Source organism: Fulvivirga ligni (assembly GCF_021389935.1).
GTDB classification, from domain to species: domain Bacteria; phylum Bacteroidota; class Bacteroidia; order Cytophagales; family Cyclobacteriaceae; genus Fulvivirga; species Fulvivirga ligni.
The window spans coordinates 1,302,920-1,322,654 of sequence record NZ_CP089979.1 but is presented as its reverse complement, the minus strand read 5'-3'; the positions used below and the strand labels follow the sequence as shown (position 1 = coordinate 1,322,654).

21 protein-coding genes are annotated in these 19,735 nt (G+C 37.8%); 9 read left to right on the top strand and 12 right to left on the bottom strand.

Features of this window, described 5'->3' with window-relative positions:
• Positions 1 to 2: 2 nt before the first annotated feature.
• The 9 genes from uppS to LVD16_RS05875 all read right to left on the bottom strand — a co-directional run bounded on the left by uppS (position 3) and on the right by LVD16_RS05875 (position 6,621).
• A complete protein-coding gene (gene uppS / locus LVD16_RS05915) occupies positions 3 to 743 on the bottom strand; it encodes an undecaprenyl pyrophosphate synthase (RefSeq protein WP_233773000.1) in 741 nt (246 codons plus the stop codon).
• A gap of 58 nt (positions 744 to 801) precedes the next feature.
• Positions 802 to 1,536 carry a type IX secretion system protein PorG gene (gene porG, locus LVD16_RS05910; protein ID WP_233772999.1) on the bottom strand — a complete coding sequence of 245 codons (735 nt, stop codon included), beginning with the start codon at positions 1,534 to 1,536 and terminating at the stop codon, positions 802 to 804.
• 1 nt (position 1,537) lies between these two features.
• A complete protein-coding gene (locus tag LVD16_RS05905; protein ID WP_233772998.1) occupies positions 1,538 to 2,629 on the bottom strand; it encodes a DUF6089 family protein in 1,092 nt (363 codons plus the stop codon).
• An 80-nt stretch (positions 2,630 to 2,709) separates the two neighbouring features.
• Positions 2,710 to 3,585: an NAD kinase gene (locus LVD16_RS05900; protein ID WP_233772997.1), complete on the bottom strand. Its 876-nt coding sequence runs from the start codon at positions 3,583 to 3,585 to the stop codon at positions 2,710 to 2,712.
• A 30-nt stretch (positions 3,586 to 3,615) separates the two neighbouring features.
• The gene (locus LVD16_RS05895; protein ID WP_233772996.1) at positions 3,616 to 4,281 is read right to left on the bottom strand and encodes a CBS domain-containing protein; all 666 of its coding nucleotides are present in this window, start codon (positions 4,279 to 4,281) and stop codon (positions 3,616 to 3,618) included.
• Positions 4,271 to 5,038 (bottom strand): alpha/beta fold hydrolase, encoded by a 768-nt coding sequence (locus LVD16_RS05890; RefSeq protein ID WP_233772995.1) that lies wholly within the window; start codon positions 5,036 to 5,038, stop codon positions 4,271 to 4,273. The genes LVD16_RS05895 and LVD16_RS05890 overlap by 11 nt, the downstream gene beginning before the upstream one ends.
• Positions 5,039 to 5,081: 43 nt before the next feature.
• A complete protein-coding gene (locus LVD16_RS05885; RefSeq protein ID WP_233772994.1) occupies positions 5,082 to 5,648 on the bottom strand; it encodes an anthranilate synthase component II in 567 nt (188 codons plus the stop codon).
• Positions 5,629 to 6,168, bottom strand: coding sequence for a CvpA family protein (locus tag LVD16_RS05880; protein ID WP_255697848.1), 540 nt, complete (start codon positions 6,166 to 6,168; stop codon positions 5,629 to 5,631). Before LVD16_RS05880 ends, LVD16_RS05885 begins: the two co-directional genes overlap by 20 nt.
• Positions 6,169 to 6,621, bottom strand: a complete 453-nt coding sequence (locus tag LVD16_RS05875; RefSeq protein WP_233772992.1) for a GatB/YqeY domain-containing protein — start codon at positions 6,619 to 6,621, stop codon at positions 6,169 to 6,171.
• 72 nt (positions 6,622 to 6,693) lie between these two features.
• Here LVD16_RS05875 and LVD16_RS05870 point away from each other — a divergent pair, with 72 nt between their 5' ends.
• Positions 6,694 to 7,410 (top strand): pyridoxine 5'-phosphate synthase, encoded by a 717-nt coding sequence (locus LVD16_RS05870; RefSeq protein WP_233772991.1) that lies wholly within the window; start codon positions 6,694 to 6,696, stop codon positions 7,408 to 7,410.
• Here LVD16_RS05870 and LVD16_RS05865 read toward each other — a convergent pair.
• Positions 7,407 to 8,126, bottom strand: coding sequence for a head GIN domain-containing protein (locus tag LVD16_RS05865; protein WP_233772990.1), 720 nt, complete (start codon positions 8,124 to 8,126; stop codon positions 7,407 to 7,409). The genes LVD16_RS05870 and LVD16_RS05865 overlap by 4 nt on opposite strands.
• 126 nt (positions 8,127 to 8,252) lie before the next feature.
• On the opposite strand from LVD16_RS05865, the gene glyA reads away from it, so the two are divergent.
• From glyA to rpiB, 3 genes are read left to right on the top strand one after another with little or no spacing between them, the layout of a single operon-like run.
• Positions 8,253 to 9,524, top strand: a complete 1,272-nt coding sequence (gene glyA / locus LVD16_RS05860) for a serine hydroxymethyltransferase (RefSeq protein ID WP_233772989.1) — start codon at positions 8,253 to 8,255, stop codon at positions 9,522 to 9,524.
• A 38-nt stretch (positions 9,525 to 9,562) separates the two neighbouring features.
• Entirely contained in the window at positions 9,563 to 10,372 is an 810-nt protein-coding gene (gene tatC, locus LVD16_RS05855) for a twin-arginine translocase subunit TatC (protein ID WP_233774576.1), read from the top strand.
• 4 nt (positions 10,373 to 10,376) lie between these two features.
• Positions 10,377 to 10,811: a ribose 5-phosphate isomerase B gene (rpiB, locus tag LVD16_RS05850; protein WP_233772988.1), complete on the top strand. Its 435-nt coding sequence runs from the start codon at positions 10,377 to 10,379 to the stop codon at positions 10,809 to 10,811.
• Here the strand turns inward: rpiB and LVD16_RS05845 are convergent.
• On the bottom strand, positions 10,808 to 12,211 hold the full coding sequence (locus LVD16_RS05845; RefSeq protein WP_233772987.1) for a hypothetical protein: 1,404 nt from the start codon (positions 12,209 to 12,211) through the stop codon (positions 10,808 to 10,810). The two genes, rpiB and LVD16_RS05845, sit on opposite strands and share 4 nt — an antisense overlap.
• 188 nt (positions 12,212 to 12,399) lie before the next feature.
• Here LVD16_RS05845 and rbfA point away from each other — a divergent pair, with 188 nt between their 5' ends.
• The 4 genes from rbfA (at position 12,400) to LVD16_RS05825 (ending at position 17,986) form a co-directional block, all read left to right on the top strand.
• The gene (gene rbfA, locus LVD16_RS05840) at positions 12,400 to 12,780 is read left to right on the top strand and encodes a 30S ribosome-binding factor RbfA (RefSeq protein WP_233772986.1); all 381 of its coding nucleotides are present in this window, start codon (positions 12,400 to 12,402) and stop codon (positions 12,778 to 12,780) included.
• Between the two features lie 3 nt (positions 12,781 to 12,783).
• On the top strand, positions 12,784 to 14,007 hold the full coding sequence (locus LVD16_RS05835; RefSeq protein ID WP_233772985.1) for an FtsX-like permease family protein: 1,224 nt from the start codon (positions 12,784 to 12,786) through the stop codon (positions 14,005 to 14,007).
• A 183-nt stretch (positions 14,008 to 14,190) separates the two neighbouring features.
• The gene (locus LVD16_RS05830) at positions 14,191 to 17,115 is read left to right on the top strand and encodes a DEAD/DEAH box helicase (RefSeq protein ID WP_233772984.1); all 2,925 of its coding nucleotides are present in this window, start codon (positions 14,191 to 14,193) and stop codon (positions 17,113 to 17,115) included.
• Position 17,116: 1 nt separating this feature from the next.
• Positions 17,117 to 17,986 (top strand): hypothetical protein, encoded by an 870-nt coding sequence (locus LVD16_RS05825; protein WP_233772983.1) that lies wholly within the window; start codon positions 17,117 to 17,119, stop codon positions 17,984 to 17,986.
• On the opposite strand, the gene LVD16_RS05820 is transcribed toward LVD16_RS05825, so the two are convergent.
• Positions 17,974 to 18,825 carry a lysophospholipid acyltransferase family protein gene (locus LVD16_RS05820; RefSeq protein WP_233772982.1) on the bottom strand — a complete coding sequence of 284 codons (852 nt, stop codon included), beginning with the start codon at positions 18,823 to 18,825 and terminating at the stop codon, positions 17,974 to 17,976. The two genes, LVD16_RS05825 and LVD16_RS05820, sit on opposite strands and share 13 nt — an antisense overlap.
• Positions 18,826 to 18,909: 84 nt before the next feature.
• On the opposite strand from LVD16_RS05820, the gene LVD16_RS05815 reads away from it, so the two are divergent.
• Entirely contained in the window at positions 18,910 to 19,716 is an 807-nt protein-coding gene (locus LVD16_RS05815) for an SDR family oxidoreductase (protein WP_233772981.1), read from the top strand.
• The last annotated feature ends 19 nt before the right edge of the window (positions 19,717 to 19,735 follow it).

Below are 19,735 nucleotides of genomic sequence, written 5' to 3'. Positions count from 1 at the left end.
TATCAAGTGTTCACCTGTTCGCTTATTCTACCAAATCTGCGTTCTCTATTTTGATAGGCAATTATGGCTTCATTCAAATCTTGTCTTCTGAAATCTGGCCACAATTTATCTGTAAAGTAAATTTCTGTGTATGCTAACTGCCAAAGTAAAAAATTACTAATACGCATTTCCCCACTTGTTCTTATCATTAGTTCAGGGTCTGGCATGTTAGCGGTATTCAAATAAGTTTCAAACACCTCACTTGAGATGTCGTCTAACTTAAGTTTATCTTCTTTAACGTCTACGGCTAAACGTTTAATTGCTTCAATTATTTCCCAACGTCCACTATAACTTAAAGCTAGTACGAGAGTTAGACCAGAATTGTTCTTTGTAAGTTCAATGGCCTCTCTTAATTGCTTCTTGCAGCGCTTTGGAAGAGCTTCAATATCTCCTATAGCAGCCAGCTTTACGTTGTTCTTTTGTAAGGTCTTTAATTCCTGCTTAATAGTTGCCACCAAAAGCTCCATTAGGCCCATCACCTCTTCAGCAGGACGCCCCCAATTTTCAGTGGAAAAAGCATAAAGTGTCAAATAATCCACCCCAAGCTCGGCACAACCTTCGGTCGCATCTCTCACCGCGGCTACAGCATTCCTATGACCAAAAATTCTGGCTGCTCCTTTATTTTTAGCCCATCTTCCATTACCATCCATAATGATGGCGATGTGCTTAGGAAGCGATTCTTTCACAATATTTTCTTTTGGCATGGACACAAGATTGCAAAATTAAGTTTATTAACGAAAAAAAGCTTATTTATCGCCTTTTTTAATTTTTTCTGTAATTTTTCTTGTAAGGATTAGTTGGACAAGGAATGGTGTAAAAAGAGTAGTTTAATGTTAATCCTATAAAATAATAAGCGTCATTATCGTACTTATTACCGTACTGATAGTCTTTAATCACACCGTCTCCAGCACTAACATTATCTAAGTAATCAAAAAACGTTTTTCTTGCTCCAAATTCAAGACCCATATACCATTTAGGGTTCAATACATATTTAAAACCAAAACCGAAAGGCACAGAAGGTTGGATGTTACTGTATTCCTCTGGCTTTTCGCCCATACCTGAAACGCCAAAAATGGCAAATCCCCCAAAAAAATAAGGGGTCCATCGCAGCATGGTCGATTGTTCCCGCCATTTGAGAAAATGGTATTCAAAAACAGTGGAAGCTTCAAAAAGGAATACATCAAAACTGGCATCTCTATTTTCAGCGAAGACATCAATAGGTGCGCTTTCATCGCTGGCGCCTAGTTTTCCGGCTGTGGCACCTACACGAAAACTTACTGCTTTACTAATATTAGATCTGAAGAATGCGGTGGCGGCTGGGTTAATAGATTTGAGATTAATGCCACGTGATAAATCACCAGAATACTTAAAGCCACCAACACCGAAACCTATTTCTGTTTCCTGAGCGTGGAGCTGGCTTGAGATAAAAATTAAATATATAAAAAAGGGAAAACTCCATAGAAGCTTCCCTGTAAACAATACTTTCAATTTATTCATATTATCTGAATTTAGCTCTTCTGAAGGATGCACCTATGATAAATGCCACCTTAAAAGTGCTAACGAAATAAAGATCCTTTTCATTGCTATTGCCCCTCATATTATCTCTACTTTCTGATCCGTAGCCTCTGATTTTTGTAACACCATCAACCTCATAAGTATTGTTCATGATTTCACTTATTTCAGGGTTTGACAAATCTCTAGCGTTTCCTGACACCGGGTCATTAGGGTACTGAGATAAATCGCTCATATATCTGGCCAAGTCAGCATTTTCTCCAGTGAACCTACTTGGATTCACATAATTTTGGCTGACATCATCCAGGTAATCAGTAAACAAGTATCGCATACCCGTTTCAAAAGATATATCCACCACCTGGTTCAACCTGTATCTTACACCAATTCCTAGGGGTATAGCTATTTGAATATTCTTATAAGGTTTAATACTCTCATTTACGTCACCTGGCTGCAAATCCGCATATTGACCTTCGGTACCTAATGGCTGAAGATCGATCCAAGTACCTGCCTCATCAAAGCCTGAATCCTCAGGAACATATGCTTGAGGGTTATGATGAAAAACAGTAAGACCACCAAATACATAAGGTGTAATTTGAGCTCTGCTGATATATGAAGACTCATTCTTCACTAAATCAAATACAGCCACTACAGTTAGCTCCTTAATTCGATTTCTAAAATGGAGGTTTCTTACGTACCTAAACTTAGCGTTATCATCATTTGGATCTGCTGATTCATAATCATTACCACTCACGGTTCCATAAGTGAAAGAAGCTCTCAATGAATACCTAGGACCAAATCTGTGACCGTAGAAAATACCAATACCTGGCTTAGTAAATGAAATGTCTGTACTTAATTTGCTTGGTAGGGGAGCTAAATCGCCAAAGTAGTTAAAGGCGTTAAGAGAAACACCTACATAATTATACCTCTTCTCTTTACCAAAAGTATTTTTTCTACCTCTGTAATTGGAAATGCGTTTATTATTCTTCTTTATCTTCCTACTTCTAATCTGAGCCGATACATCCTGAACCGAAATGAGATATAAAAATGCACAAAAAGCAATTACAAAAAGTTTCTTCATTTTAATTTCTTTACAACCCTAACCAATAGACTAATACAGGATTAACACCAAAAGTAATCATTAATTTTTTGGTTTAAAATTTAATTCCTCACATCCAGGCCCCAATTTAACTTTTGTCTCAGAGTTTTAAAATAACTATTCCCTTTTAATTTTACCAATCTCGCCTTAAAACTTTCTCTACGTATTGTAAGACTTACTGAACTATCTACTACTTCAAATCTAGAATCTAAAGAGATTAAGAAATTATTACTCCTTCCCTCAATGGTAAATGTTAGCTCCGATTCATCAGGAACTACAATTGGACGCACTGTTAAGTTATGCGGACTAACAGGCGTAAGTATAAAATTATCAGAATGGGGCAAAACTACAGGGCCACCACAACTTATAGAATAACCGGTAGACCCGGTTGGAGTTGATAATATGATACCATCTGCCCAATAGGAATTTAAAAAATCACCATCTATATATACATGTACTGTAATCATAGATGATGTATCTTTTTTTAGGATGGCAAAATCATTTAATGCAAAATTGAGGTCTCCAAAAGCCTTGATATCAGAGTCTAACCTCAATAATGTTCTATCATCGTAATCATAATCACCATTGAACAAACTCTCAAGAGCACTATCCAGCTCAGTTTTAGCGGTTGTCGCCAAAAAACCCAGCCTGCCTGTATTAATACCTAATATAGGAACGTGCTTATCCTTAATATGAGTTAGAGCCTCCAGAAGAGTTCCATCACCCCCAAGAGTAAGCATAAAATCCAAATTACTTAGATCTTCACCCGCTTGATACGCCTGAATATTGGATAATTCAAGTTCATTGAATAATAAATGCTCCTTAAATTCTGATGAAACTACAACCTCACAAGATCTTTTCTTAAGCTCATCAAATACTGAAAGAATAAACTCCGATGTATCTTGAGTAAATTCCTTTCCGTGGATACCTATCTTCATCGAGATTTTTAATTATTTATGGCTACTGTATTAAATATCCAGATATCTAAGTAGCATATCGAGTTTTTCCTTCTCATCATCCTGAACTTTAGTTTCCTGAAATCTGGCTATAATTTTATATCCAAATCTTTCCAGAGTAGCTACAGTATGAGTAAGGTCTAATCGGTTTAATTTTAAAGTAAGTTTAATTTTGGAGGGATCCAGCTCGTCCACTTTCACGCTGCTACTGAGGATTTTAACATTATTTTCTTCTATAAGACGACTAATTTCTGACATAGAATAATCTATCTGACTTATAGAAAGGACTAAAATTCCTCCCTGCATTTGTACCGCGGCAGATTGAGCAAAGGAAGTAATAGTGTCTTGCACCGTGATTACACCCATATATTTATTTTGCTCATCAAGCACGCCTACCATCTGCACGTCATTATCAGCAGCTAATTTTATAACCTCGTAAAAATGACTATTGTCATATACGAAGCATCTAACACCTAAAAGGTCAAATGATGAAATTTCATTTTCAATATCATTTGCCTCAAGTATCATATCTTCAGTGATCAGTCCAAGAAAGGTTTCATCCTTTACTACTGGCAGCTGATTACAACGTAACTCCTCCATCCATAAAATAGCTTTGTGAGCGTTATCTCCAGCTTTTAATGGTGGAATCATATGATTTATTAATTCCTTAGCTATCATTTGGCCTCGTTTCTAAGAATTCACTTAGTATTTTGTTAAACTTTTCTGGGCGCTCCATCATTGGTGCATGGCAGCACTTATCAATAAAATGCAGCTCGGAATTAGGGATTAGTTTGTTGAATTCGTGTCCTACAAGTGGTGGAGTAATGGTATCATTAAGCCCCCATACCAATAATGTAGGGTGTTGGATTTTAGGTATTTCTTTTGCCATATTATGGCGCTGTGCAGATTTGGCAATAGCTACTATTCTTAAACACTTAGGAATACTTTTAGTAGTTTCAAAAACCTCATCTACCAGTTCTTTTGTGGCCGTTTCAGGATCATAAAAGGTATAAGCCACTCTTTCTTTTATGTACTCATAACTACCTCTTTTAGGAAATGAGCCTCCCATAGAATTTTCAAAAAGACCTGAACTGCCGGTAAGCACCAGGTTCTTTACTTTATCAGGGTTGTTTAAGGTATATATTAAACCCACATGACCACCAAGTGAGTTCCCAATTAAAGTCATTTGATTTAAAGCCTTTAGCTTTACGAAGTCTTCTACGAAACTATTAAGTCCATCTAACCCAGCCTTTTTTAGAGGCATGTCATAGATAGGCAATAATGGAATTACAACTCTGTAGTTACTTTTAAAGTGATTAACTACACCTTCCCAATTACTTAACGCTCCGAACAATCCATGCAGTAATAATAATACTTCTCCTGCCCCCTCGTCTATATATTTAAACTGATTTTCCTCTTTTATAGTTAATGCCATAATATTTTACTGACTGTTACTAAAGTAAACAAAATTGAGCAATTTAAACTGCTATCTTATTATAAGTTGACCAATTTCTGAGAATCTCAAGGCCGTTTTCTGTAAGTGCCGCCTCCGGGTGAAACTGTACTCCCCACAGTGGCAAATCCTTATGTTTAAGGGCCATATTCTCGTCTTCTGATGTCTTGGCAATCACCTCACAGTGAGCACCTCCTTCTATCAAAAGTGAATTATATCTCACAACATTAATCTTTTTAGGCAAATTCTTAAAAAGAATATCATCAGAATGTGAGATTGAACTAATTTTTCCATGCATTGGAGCTTTGGCCTTCATCAGATTAGCCCCAAAATACTGTCCTAAGGCCTGATGCCCCAAACAGATGCCTAACATCGGTAATTTGTTATGATAGTAATCTATCACCTCCATCAAATTACCTGCTTTCTCAGGAGTTTCCGGACCTGGAGACAGCACTACTCCTTTATATAAATTCTTTTTGATCTCACTTAGAGGAACACTATTACGCAGCACATGGCTTTCCACCCCTAATTGATCAAAATAATCTACCAGGTTATATGTGAAGGAATCATAATTATCCAGTAATAGAATCACCTTGGAGTGTTTCCTTTATAATTTCGAATAAATCATGGGCAAAAGGCATTATCACAGAGAAATACTCTACCATTAAAGGCGCAAAGTTGAGAATATGTGGATATAGTACAGAATTTACCGTCCATTTTTCTGGAGGGTCTATACCGAAAGAATTGCTTAGCCACAAAATCACACTAACTCCGAATGCCCATTTCAACATTGACAACATGGCACCGGCCAGGTTATCTATGGAGCCAAGTAAAGTGAGATCAATAATCTTCTTTAGGGCCTTTCCTAACAGATTCACTAATAATATTATCAAAATAAATATTATTATGAAGGAGATATATGGAAGTAACTCACCACTAATCTGGAAATGATCATCTAAAAACTGAACTCCCAAATGAAGCAGCTTGAAACCTCCTACAATGGCAAGAAAAAAGGCTATGATAGAAATAATTTCTAGCAAAAACCCTTTTTTATATCCTTTATAGGCTCCAAAAAGGATGATACCCAATAAGATAATGTCTAGAATGCTCAATTACTTATTCAGAGAATCTTTAACCACACTAGCTATCATTTTACCATCAGCTTTACCTGCTAACTGCTTAGAGGCTACACCCATTACCTTCCCCATATCCTGAGGACCGGCTGCTCCTACCTGACTGATAATGGCTTCTATTTCAGCCTTAAGTTCTTCTTCAGAAAGTTGAGCTGGAAGATATCTGCTGATTACCTCGTATTCGAACTTTTCTTTATCTGCTAAATCTGCTCTCCCCTCTTTATCATAAAGTTCTGCAGACTCCTTTCTTTGCTTAGCCGCCTTAGTTAGAAGTTTTATTTCTGCGTCTTCATTAAGACCTTCACCACCACCTTTTTCGGTCTCAGCTAGCAAAATAGCAGACTTTATAGCTCTTAAAGCGGTAAGTTCTTCCTTCTTCTTTGCCAGCATGGCGCTCTTTATATCTTGATCAATTTGTTGTTTCAGGCTCATATCTATAAGTTTTCTTTTTCTAGTTGTTATTTTTGCGTTTTCGATACAAAGGTATAAATATTAAAAAATTCCATGACTCGGTTAAGTGTAAATATCAATAAATTCGCCACATTACGAAACGCCCGTGGGGGCAATAATCCCGACGTTGTAAAGACGGCTCTGGATTGTGAAAGGTTTGGAGCACAGGGAATTACGGTTCATCCAAGACCTGATGAAAGGCACATCAGATACAATGATGTGATAGAACTTAAAAAAGTGATTTCCACGGAATTTAACATAGAAGGCTACCCGGATGACCGTTACATGGAATTGGTTCAGAAAACCAAACCAGCTCAAGCTACTTTGGTACCCGACGGACCACATGTATTAACTTCTAATGCTGGCTGGGATACAGTTAGTCATTATTCTTTCCTACAAGAAATTGTAACAGAGCTAAAGAATCAAGGTGTAAGGGCATCAATCTTTGTTGATCCTGACCCTAAAATGGTAGAAATGGCAGCAAAAATGGGCGCTGACCGTGTAGAGCTATATACTGAGAGTTATGCAACGGCCTATCTTGCTGATAAAGAAAAAGCCATCGCTCCATTTAAAGAAGCCGCCAAAGCGGCCCATGAGGCAGGCATTGGAATAAACGCTGGCCACGATCTCGACCTTGACAACCTCGCCTATCTCGCTAAAGAAATATCTGAAATAGATGAGGTTTCAATTGGTCATGCGCTAGTTTGTGATGCTATTTATCTGGGCTTGGAGAATACAATACAAATGTATCTGAAGCAACTGCAGGTTTAGTCATCTGCTTTACTAATAGATCCAATGCCTGACACATTGGAAATAACATTTTCGGGGTCTCCTTTATATGAGACTCCACCTACCCCACTTACAGTAGCTTCCAATCTCTTCTCTACGAACACCGAAGCACCACCTACGCCACTAAGTTCGATCTCGCATGTCTGGCTCTTAAGACCAAATGCTTCCAAACTACCCGCACCACTCATATCTATATACTGCTCCAAAACTTCTCCTTTTAGATCCATTGCTCCGGCTCCAGAAATACTTACTCTTAATGCTTTTAAAGATACATCAAGATCAATAGCACCGGCGCCAGACATTTCAACTCTTAGATAATCTCCTGTAATCTGGTCTTGTCCCTCTATGGAAGATGCTCCACCTGCAGATATACCCTGTAGTTTATCATAGTTCACCTCTAGTAAAATAGGCTCATCGCTGTCCAGATTTCTTTCCGACCATATTTTCAAAACATCTTCATCTAGCTCTGTCTTTATGAACTCATGAAGATTTTCATCAGTAGTAATGGTTACTCCAGTGGTAGATGCTTTTCGTAAGTGAACTTCGAAAGCACCACTGATATCAACTTTATCAAAAGACTCGAACTGAAATTCTTTAGAGGTAATATTTCCATTACCATGCTCCTGCACCATGCTGTCGCAGCTAAGGCAGAATAGAAGGATTAGAATAGCAAATAAGTTAGGTAGATTGGTTTTCATATTAATGCATTTTATTCGAGCAATATAAAAAAAATGGCTGAGTTAAAGAATCGGGCATCACAATATTGTTAATATGTAGTGGTTACACTATTTTTGAGGCTTCCATTTCACACCTCATAAAAAATTATGCAAAAAGATACAGCAATCTTCGACCTAATTGAAAAAGAAAAGCACAGACAAGAGTCTGGCATAGAGCTAATTGCTTCAGAAAACTTTACCTCACCACAAGTGATGGAAGCTATGGGCACCGTGCTTACTAACAAATATGCAGAGGGCCTGCCAGGCAAGAGGTATTATGGTGGTTGTGAAGTGGTGGATGAGATTGAGCAGTTGGCCATCGATAGAGCTAAAGAGCTTTTTGGTGCTAGCTGGGTAAATGTGCAGCCGCACTCTGGAGCTCAGGCTAATGCCGCAGTGATGCTAGCCGTATTAGAAGCAGGTGATAAAATATTGGGCTTTGACCTATCTCATGGAGGTCACCTTACTCACGGCTCACCGGTAAACTTTTCAGGTAAGCTTTACAAGCCAACTTCTTACGGTGTAGAAAAAGAAACCGGCCTTATCGATTTTGATAAAGTTGTAGAAACTGCTAAGAAAGAAAAGCCTAAGTTAATTGTATGTGGAGCTTCCGCTTACAGCCGTGACTGGGACTACGCAACATTAAGAAAAGCTGCAGACGAGGTAGGAGCTTTATTATTAGCAGATATTTCACATCCATCAGGGCTTATTGCCAGAGGATTATTAAATGATCCATTGGAGCATTGCCATATTGTTACCACTACTACTCACAAAACCTTGAGAGGACCAAGAGGTGGAATGATAATGATAGGTGAAAACTTTGAAAACCCTTGGGGACTAAAAACTCCTAAAGGAGAAATAAAGAAAATTTCTGCCATATTAGATTCTGGTGTATTCCCAGGGACACAAGGCGGACCATTAGAGCACGTAATTGCCGCTAAAGCCATAGCTTATCAAGAAGCATTAAGCGATGACTACTTACAATATGTAGTTCAGGTAGCTAAAAATGCTAAAGTAATGGCCAAAGCATTTATCGATAAAGGTTATAAAATCATTTCTGGAGGAACAGATAACCACATGATGTTAATAGATCTGAGATCTAAAGACTTAACTGGTAAAATTGCTGAGAACACTTTGATCAAAGCTGACATTACTATTAATAAGAACATGGTTCCTTTTGATGATCAGTCTCCATTTGTTACTTCAGGTATGAGAATAGGTACTGCTGCCATCACTACCAGAGGTATGAAAGAAGATGATATGACCAAAGTGGTTGATTTAATAGACAGATGTCTTACTAACCACGAAAATGATGATGAACTTAACCAGATTAAATCTGAGGTTAATACCTGGATGAAAAACTTCCCGTTATATAAATAGTGGTACCAAAACTAGATCAGTTAGGAGATGAGAACGAGATGTCTTTTATAGACCATCTCGAAGAGTTAAGATGGCACCTGATCCGCGCTCTTGCAGCTATTTTAGTTTTTTCAATAGCTGCATTTGTTATGAAAGATTTTGTGTTCGGCACAGTGATTTTTGGACCAGCCAAACCTGACTTCTGGACCTTCAAAATGCTTTGTAAGATTAGCGACCTGATCAACTCTAAGGCTTTGTGTATAGAAAGTGTTCCTTTCAAAATACAAAGCCGACAGATGACGGGGCAGTTTACCATGCACATTACTACATCGGTCATCACTGGTCTGATTGTTACTTTTCCTTATGTATTCTGGGAATTCTGGCGCTTCATAAAGCCTGGATTATATACCACAGAAAGGCAAAATACCCGAGGAGCTGTTTTCTTTGTTACTCTATTATTTGCCATGGGTGTATTATTTGGATACTACATTCTGGCTCCGCTTTCAGTGAATTTCCTTGCCAACTATACAGTAAGTGATATCGTTTTTAACGAGTTTGACATCACTTCATATGTTGGTACACTTACAACTCTTGTTCTCGGTAGTGGTATTTTATTCCAGCTCCCTATTGTGGTGTATGTACTATCCAAAATTGGCTTGATCACACCTGAATTAATGAAAGTGTACCGTAAGCACGCGATAGTGGTGATTTTGATCATGGGTGCTATACTTACTCCTCCAGATCCTTTGAGCCAGATACTCATATCATTACCTCTTTTCGGCTTGTATGAAGCTAGTATACTTATCTCACGATATGTGGCTAGAAAGCAGAGAAAAAACGAATTAATGACGCAAAAGGATAACTACTAATACTATGAATAAAACAATTGCTATTGGCTCTGACCATGCGGGTTTTGACTATAAAACCATGATGGTAGAATACCTTCAAGCTGAAGGCTATGAAGTGAAAGATTTTGGTACTCATAGCAGCGACTCTGTTGATTATCCTGACTTTGCTCATCCTGTATCTGAATCAGTAGAAAAAGGAGAAAGTCCACTAGGTATACTTATTTGCGGAAGTGCTAATGGTGTAGCTATGGCTGCAAATAAGCACCAGGGTATCCGTGCCGCTATCTGCTGGACGGAGGAACTTGCATCTTTAGCTCGTGAGCATAACAATGCTAATATTGTATGTTTACCTGCGAGATTTATATCTCAAGACCTGGCTAAATCTATAGCCAAGACCTTTTTAACTCAAGACTTTGAAGGTGGTAGACACGAGAGAAGAGTAAATAAGATTAGCTGCTAACCTTTTAAGTAATAGGTATTACCTTCTTTTCGGTATTTCAATTTCATTTGTGGTAGCCTCTCTAATATGGGAGGCATCACATCATGAGTATCGATAATAACATCCGGCATATCTTCCTGAAAACCCTGATGAATAATGGTCAGGTTATCATAAAATTCAGGATTTCTAAATAAACCTTCTACCAGCTGCCAGTTTAAGAAAGGAGTAGCTGCAAATGCCGAAGCATAAGGCGTAATGTCATCATCCAGAATAAGAACTTTCTTACTCTCCCACTTATCCCCATCCTTCTTGTTAACCAGGTATTCTGTTTCATCTATATACTTCGCAGTAAATGAAAAATCGAAATAAGTACCCAAACCTACTAGTACTGTTGCAATAAGAAACAGCGTAAATACTATTTCACCAATCCATCTTCTGTTAAACACCAAAAAACCATGAGCTAGAAAAAAGGCCATGGAAGGCATAAAAACAATAAATATGTTCGGAGTAAGCTGGCCGCTGATAAGAATAAATATCACCGAAAAAATCAGGAGCAAAAACATGGCTTGAGTAACCCGGCTCTGATAATTATTAAATCTCGCCCTTTGACTTAATCTGGCTAAAGAGAATATCAATAAGCCCATTGGCACTGCAAAAACAATAGCAATTTGCCACAAGGCCATGTAATGATCTGCTTGATATTGCCATAGAGGATTAAGGAAATTATAGATAAAAACATTTAGTCTACTTCTTAAAAGAAAGTAGCAGCCTGTAATTAATAAAGGCAAAAACAGACCAAAAAGCATTAACAAATACCTTCTTGCTACAGTACCTGTAAGAATCATAAAAATTAACAGCACTGTAATTCCGAATATGAAGTAAGGCAGGTAGAACAAACTGGCCAAGCCAATGTATATGCCTATATTCAATATTTTCTCATCTTCTTTCGCCCTAAATTCTATATGATTAAAAATATTATTCAAAGCGAGCAACAGAAATGTCATACCCATAAGTACCGGGGTAAGCGTAAACAGGTCAAAGAAAAATGACATGAGTACAGCGTACATAAGGCCAGGAATATAAGTATTTTCATTAAAGGCCTTTCTATCCAGCATTAGCTTGTTAAACACAAGGCACTGAAAGAAAACAAGTACAAGGGCTACAATTTGATAAGCCAGCTGAGACCTTCCGAATAAGAAATCAATAGAAGCATATACTAAAGCTGACAGTGGAGCGATATTATCCCATAAGCCTTCATACAATGAAGCTCCCTGGTTAAGTTTTTCACCTACAAGCATGTAGTTCAGCTCTGGCAGTGTTAAACCACCTGAGCTCATCATCACAGGCAGACGAAAGGCCAGAAGGATGAAAAAAATTATAACCAGCCTATACGGATCGTTTATTCTAAAATAACTGAGCAAAAAGTTTCAATTTTATTGGCTTCTCGCCAAATTAAAAGAATATTTTCAAAAGCCTTTTCATTTATATGGCTAAATATTTAACCTTGACATAAACCACCAAAGCTCATCACACTTTAAACCTTTAAGTTATGAAAAGGTTGTGTTAAAATATAACCGTGAGATTATAATAAAATCAGATATTTGCAGCTATGAATGAGAGTAAGAGACAACAGAAATTTTCCCGATTAATACAGAAAGACTTCAGCGATATTATTCAGAAGGATAAGCAGGGAATTTTCAGCAATTCTTTCGTTACAGTGGCTGATGTAAAAATGAGTCCGGATTTAAGTGTAGCTAAAATTTATCTTTCCATGATGCTCGTGAAAGATAAAGAAGAGTTATTAGACAAAATAGACAGCCGCAAAAGTGAGCTCAGAAGAGATCTGGGAAATAAAATAGGTAAGCAAGTAAGGATAGTTCCCGAACTTATATTTTTCATAGATGAGGTAGAAGAAAGAGCGTCTAAAATCGACAAACTAATTGATGACCTGGACATCCCTGAAGAAGAGGATGATGACATAAACGACTAATCTTTGAATTTACCTTTCTTTATAGCCCGCAAATACTTCCTCTCTAAGAGAAAAAGGAATTTCATTAATGTTATTTCGCTTCTTTCATTAGGAATAGTAGCCATTTGTACTGCTGCACTTATTATTGTGCTATCTGTATTCAATGGTCTGGAGGGGCTATTAAGATCCTTGTACACAGCTTTTGATCCTCAAATTAAAATAGAAGCTACAGAAGGTAAGTCATTCATTTATTCTTCAGAAATGGCCTCTGCAATAAAATCTACCGAAGGCGTAGATATTATAACCGAAGTCATTGAAGATTATGCTTATGTCCGTTATAGAGATGCGGATATGGTGGTGATTATCAAAGGTGTTAGTGATAACTTTCTTGATCAAAACAGAATAGACTCAGCCATTGTAGGGGGTGAGCTCAAACTCCATGAAAATGGACTAAACTATGCCATTATTGGAAGAGGCGTTCAATATACATTATCCATTATGCCAGGCACTGATGTATATCCCCTGCAAGTACATTACATAAAAGATGTTAAGTCAGGCTCTTTAGATCCCAGTAAGCTATATAGTCGGAAAAATATTTTACCAGGAAGCGTTTTTGCCATTGAGAAAAACTACGATGAAAACTATATTTTCGTGCCTCTTAACTTTGCCCGTGAGCTACTGGACTATGGAGATAAGCGGACATCTTTAGAAGTAAAAGTTAAAGACGATTATAAGATAAACGATGTAAAAAAAGAATTACAAGAGAAACTCACAGCCCAGTTTAAAGTTCAAAATAATGAAGAGCAGCACGCAGATCTCTATAAGCTTCTGAACCTCGAGAAACTTTTCGTGTTCATCGCCTTCTCTTTTATCCTTGCCATTGGGTCTATTAATATTTTCTTCGCTCTTACCATGTTAGCACTGGATAAGAAGAAAGACATCTCAGTACTTTATGCTATGGGAGCTAGTAATGCACTGATTAAAAAGATATTTATGGCTGAAGGAGCCATTATTTCCTTAGGTGGTGCCTTCCTCGGATTGATCCTTGGAGGGACTATTTGCTGGCTTCAGCAAAACTACGGATTGATCTCAATGGGTATGGAAACTTCAGTTTTAGAAAACTATCCTGTAAGAATGGCGTTAAATGATTTCATATACACCTCTGGGAGTATTATATTTATAACTCTACTCATTTCTTACAGACCTGCCGTAATTGCTACTCGTTACAATTCGGCATCCAACCTATAAATAGCTATTAGCCTATTATTTAATAGAATTCTTATGTTATAACATTGATATTAATCCATGATTAATTATCTAAATAAAATTAATCCAAACTAAAATTTTAGCATTTTAACGATTTTTAGGGCTCATCATAGGGGCAGAAATCTACATTTTCCTTAATTTGCAAGTTCTGTTTGTATTTTAACTATGAAAGTATCAGCAGCACAACCATTTCAGATAATCTACTCATTATACCAGCACGAATATCTTGGATATTTATTCGAGTCGTTCGTGGTGCATCTGGACGATAAGGGCAAGTTAACCTTACAGCACCAGAATATATCCGCTAAAAACGCAAAGGAGTTTAAATCAGGTTTAGACAACACTGATTATGAGCTTATTGAGCTTATGGACTCTATGCAGCAAGGCGCAGTTATTAAATATTTCAACAAGAAAAATGTAAAGCCGGAAGAGTTCTTTCCAAAAATCTATGATTCATCCAAGGGCAATGAAATGCTACAGAGTGAAATAGAAAACTACATGGAAAGAAGAAGAGCCAAGGTACTGGAAAGACTCCAGGGCAAATGGGTCTTCGAAATGGGTAACGATGGCGAACCGGCCTGGAAACAGATCGAAGTGCTTGATAAGAAAGCTACTGTTCTGTTTCATTTTAGAAGAAATGATGATAACACCCACTATTTCCCTACCATAAAATATGACGGTGAAAAGGTGGATTTTCAATATAATGGAGCTTACATTATTTGCAAGAGCCCGGCTTGGATGGTTCTGGATGGCAAACTTTATTCTTTTGAGAAAGATGTTGATGGAAAGAAATTAGCACCTTTCCTAAATAAAAAGTTTATAGTGATACCTCGAAATGTAGAAGAAACCTACTACAATAAGTTCGTGGCTCCACTTATTGCTTCTTTTGATGTTTATGCCAAAGGCTTTGATATAAACAGCGAAAAATATGATCCAATTCCGCTATTGTCTATTTCAGAATTAGCCGGAAATGCATCTAATCTAAGCTTATTTGATTCTAAAAAGCCAGAGGTAGCCGATAGCGGCAAAATGGTATTTGAGCTCGCTTTCAAATACGGACCTTTCACTTTTAAGGCCAATAACATAGGCCCTGTAAGTGTGACCGTGGAAAAAGACGGAGATAACTACACCTTCCACAGAGTAAAGCGTAAGCTAGACGATGAAAAAGAAGTGATACAGTTTCTTCAAGAATCTGGGCTTCAGCTTAGAAACTTCAAAGCTACTTTAAGCAAAACTGTGGCTTTTGCATGGCTAGATGAGCACCGTGATGATCTAGATAGTAGAAATTTCAGGATTACTCAAAAAGGTAAATCTGAGAAAAAATACTTTATTGGCGAGTACCGCATAAAAGTTGAAGTAAAAGAAAATATTGACTGGTTCGACATTCATGCTGTGATCCAGTTTGGTGAATATGAAATCTCCTTTAAAGAATTAAGAAAGTTCATTCTTAAAAAGAAAATGGAGATCACATTGCCAAATGGTGAAATTGCAGTTATACCAGAATCGTGGCTTACGGAATATTCCGAGTTATTCGCTTTTGCTGAAGAAGACGAGAACGGCATTCCTAAGCTTAAAAAACATCACCTGGCTTTGGTTCAGGACCTTGAGAGTGGCAACCTGGCCAAAGTGACTATGAGTAGAAAACTCGAGTCACTGAAAGGTTTCGAAAAAATCGATGACACCCATGTGCCCGGACATTTCAAAGGTGAATTAAGACCTTACCAGAAAGCTGGTTATAACTGGCTGATGTTCCTTAATCAATACAAATTTGGTGGTTGTCTTGCTGATGATATGGGTCTTGGTAAGACAGTACAGACACTCACCATGCTACAGGCTCAAAAAGAGGCTGGAGTAGAAGGAGCGTCTATGCTAATCATGCCTACTTCATTGATTTATAACTGGGAAGTAGAAGCTAAAAAGTTTACACCGAAGCTGAAGGTTTTCATTTATACTGGTACCAATAGGGATAAAGACCCAAGGAAATTTGCCAAGTATGATGTTATCATAACCTCATATGGAATAGTAAGATTAGATATTGATATTTTAACAGAATACTATTTCAACTATATTATCCTGGATGAATCTCAAGCTATTAAGAATCCTGCATCTAACATTGCTAAGGCTGTGAGAAGATTAAATAGCAGAAACCGTTTAATCTTAACGGGTACTCCTCTGGAGAACAGCACTATGGACCTATGGTCTCAAATGCACTTCATCAACCCAGGATTACTTGGTAGCCAGAACTTCTTCAAGAATGAGTTTTTAAATCCTATTGAAAAGAAGCAGGATGAGAACAAGATGAAAAAGCTTAATGCTATCATCAAACCATTCATTCTGAGAAGACATAAATCTCAAGTGGCGACTGAATTACCTGAAAAGGTTGAGAACATTCAATATAGCCCGCTTACCGATGACCAGGAAAAAGAATACGAAAAGGTAAAATCTTTCTATCGCAACAAGATTCTTGAAAATATTGAGTCACAAGGACTTAATAAGTCGCAACTTCTGCTTTTACAAGGCTTAACCAAACTTAGACAGATTGCTAATCACCCTAAAATGGTAGATCAGGAATATGAAGGTGATTCGGGTAAGATGGAAGACGTGATTTTGAAACTAGATAATGCCATTAGGGATGATCATAAGATTCTAATATTCAGTCAGTTTGTAAAGCACCTTTCTATTCTGGCAGATCATTTAAAAGAGCGAAAAATAGATTTTGCTTATCTGGATGGATCTACGAAAGACAGACAAGGGCAAGTGGAAAGGTTCCAGAACACACCTGAGCTTAAGGTATTCCTTATTTCCTTGAAGGCTGGTGGTTTAGGTCTTAACCTTACAAAAGCCGATTATGTATTTATACTAGATCCGTGGTGGAACCCAGCAATAGAAGCTCAGGCAGTAGATAGAGCACACAGAATAGGACAGGAGAATAAAGTATTCACCTATAAGTTTATCACTAAAAACACGGTAGAGGAAAAGATTCTGGCTTTGCAAAGTCATAAGAAGAAACTTGCCAGTGATCTAATCACAACTGAAGAAAGTTTTGTGAAAAGTCTTTCACAGTCTGATATAGAATCACTACTATCGTAAGATGAAATCTGGCGAAGTTTACTTACCATCCTCCAAGTTTGGCACAAAGGCTATTGTAATATTAGTCATTGAGGTCTTAACTATTGTTCCGCTGTTGGCCATTGCATATTCATATGCCATAAATTTTATGCCCGTGATATACCTTAATTTTGTCACATGCGCGGCATTTGGTGTTGCCTTAGGCTTTCTATCCTTTCCGGTAGTGAAATATGGGCATATAGTCGGATATAGAAATGAATTATTGTGTCTGATTACCATTTGGTTCTTCGCTATGATATTTCAATGGTCAGCCTTTATGGCAATAGTAATAAAAACTTCATACTCAGAGATTGAAGAAGTCAGTTTCACATCGAGTTTCTTTTATTATCTGTTGCACCCGGTGACACTGGTCCAGGATATGTATGACGTTTCCTTATATGGATTATGGTCTATTGGCTCTATTACGGTCAAAGACTTTGGGTTATGGGCTGTATGGATCATTGAAGCTATCATCATATTTATAGCTATGTGGCAGGCTAACAAAAAATGGTCGATCTTTCCATATTCTCATGTTGAGAACAATTGGTTTCCAGAAAATAAGCTTCCAAGAAAAATGCCGCTTCACCGTGGCTTTGGCTCCTTTCTGAATGGCCTAAAAGATAATAACATGGAAGCATTTACAGGCATAGCCTACTCTAATATCGATAGCAGGGAATTTACAGAGGTTGTTATATATGCTACCCGCAACGACACCAATGCCTATCTGGCTTTCTACAACCAACAGCTCAAAACTGGTAAGGATGGTAAGAAAGAAGAGGAATATAAAAGAGCAAGTGATTTCTACTGCATTACACCGGAGCAGAAAGATATCTTAATTAATCACTTTTCTTGATCTCTCTTCAATTTCCATCTTTTGTGTGACCATAAATATCCTTCCGGTTGATCGCGAATGAGTCTTTCAGTTTCTTTGATATAGGCCTCAAGAATGTTGTGACTTTGCTTGTCATAGGGCGGGTCAGCAAGCTTTACTAGCTCTACTTCATAGTGACCTCTTTTTGGCTTGGTAACTCTAAAAAAGTAAACAGGAAAATTAGCCGCTTGAGCAATCTGCTCAGAACCAATGTAAAAGGCCGTTTCCTGGTTCATAAATTCTGTCCAATACTTCGGAGAATTCCTGCGCGGTGATTGATCAGCAACAATGCCCAACGCCCTTAATCGATGCTTTGTTTTAAGTATGGCTCGCAATATCTGATTCTTATCAATAGGCTGCCCACCAAACTTACCTCTGGTTTTGAGCATGATGTCATTAAATCCAGTGTTCTTCAGCCTTTGATATACAGCATCGACAGGGAATGGCAGCACCAAACAGCCCGCCAGTAGAGCCCACTCCCAATTAAACTGATGAGAGGCCATAACCAAAATCGATTGATTAGCCCTTGCCTGTGGTTCCACCTCGGGCACATTGGTAAACTGCACCCGTTTTAACAGCTCTTTCTCTGAAATAGTGAATGCTTTTAGTGTTTCCATATTAAAATCCATAAAGCCCTTGTAGAAGCTTTTTGCAATAGCCTTAATCTCGGCATTGGACTTTTCAGGAAATGAATTTCGCAGGTTACTATAGACCACTTTCTTTCTATAGCCCAGCACATAATACACTAGCACATACATTATATCAGATAATGCATATAACATCCACATGGGGAGCCGGGATAACCACTTCAGCATAAACATAGGGCGGCAAAATTAGCCATTTTCTGAAAAGAAGGTTTAAAACTATTTCTAAACTCTTATTTTCGCAGACATAAATGCTCAACTATGAAAGATAAAGTAGTCATCATCACTGGAGGATCATCAGGAATAGGTTTGGCTTTGGCTGAAATTTTCGGAAGTCATGGATCAAAAATCATGATAACCGGCCGTAAAAAAGAAGCCCTTGATGAAGCCGTAGCCAAATTACAACAGCAAAACATTGAGGTTACCGGTTTTCAGTCTGATGTAAGCAAAGAAGAAGATAATAAGGCCATGGCTGAAGAAGCCATCAAGCATTTTGGACGCATTGATATATTAATAAACAATGCAGGTATATCTATGAGGGCCCTATTTTCTGAGTTGGATCTTTCTATAGTGAAGAAAGTAATGGATATTAACTTTTACGGAGCACTTTATGCTACAAAATACTGCCTTCCGGAAATAGAGAAGAACCAGGGTTCTGTAGTGGGCATCTCCTCTATTGCAGGCTACCGCGGTCTACCTGGCCGAACTGGTTATTCTGCTTCCAAGTTTGCTTTACAGGGTTTTCTAGAGGTTTTACGTACTGAAATGCTCAAGAAAAATGTGCATGTACTTACGGCATGCCCAGGGTTTACCGCGTCTAATATCAGAAAGAGTTCACTTACTGCCGATGGAAGCCATCAAGGTGAATCGCCACGAGCAGAGGATAAAATGATGACAGCTGAAGAATGTGCGATGCATATTTACAAAGCCACCAAAAAGCGTAAAAAATTCCTAACTCTAACCACTCAGGGGAAACTGACCGTATTCCTTAACAAATGGGCACCTGGGTTTATGGATAAAATGGTGTATAACGTAATGGCTAAAGAAGAGAATTCACCATTTAAATAGTTATTTAACCCTTTTTAGT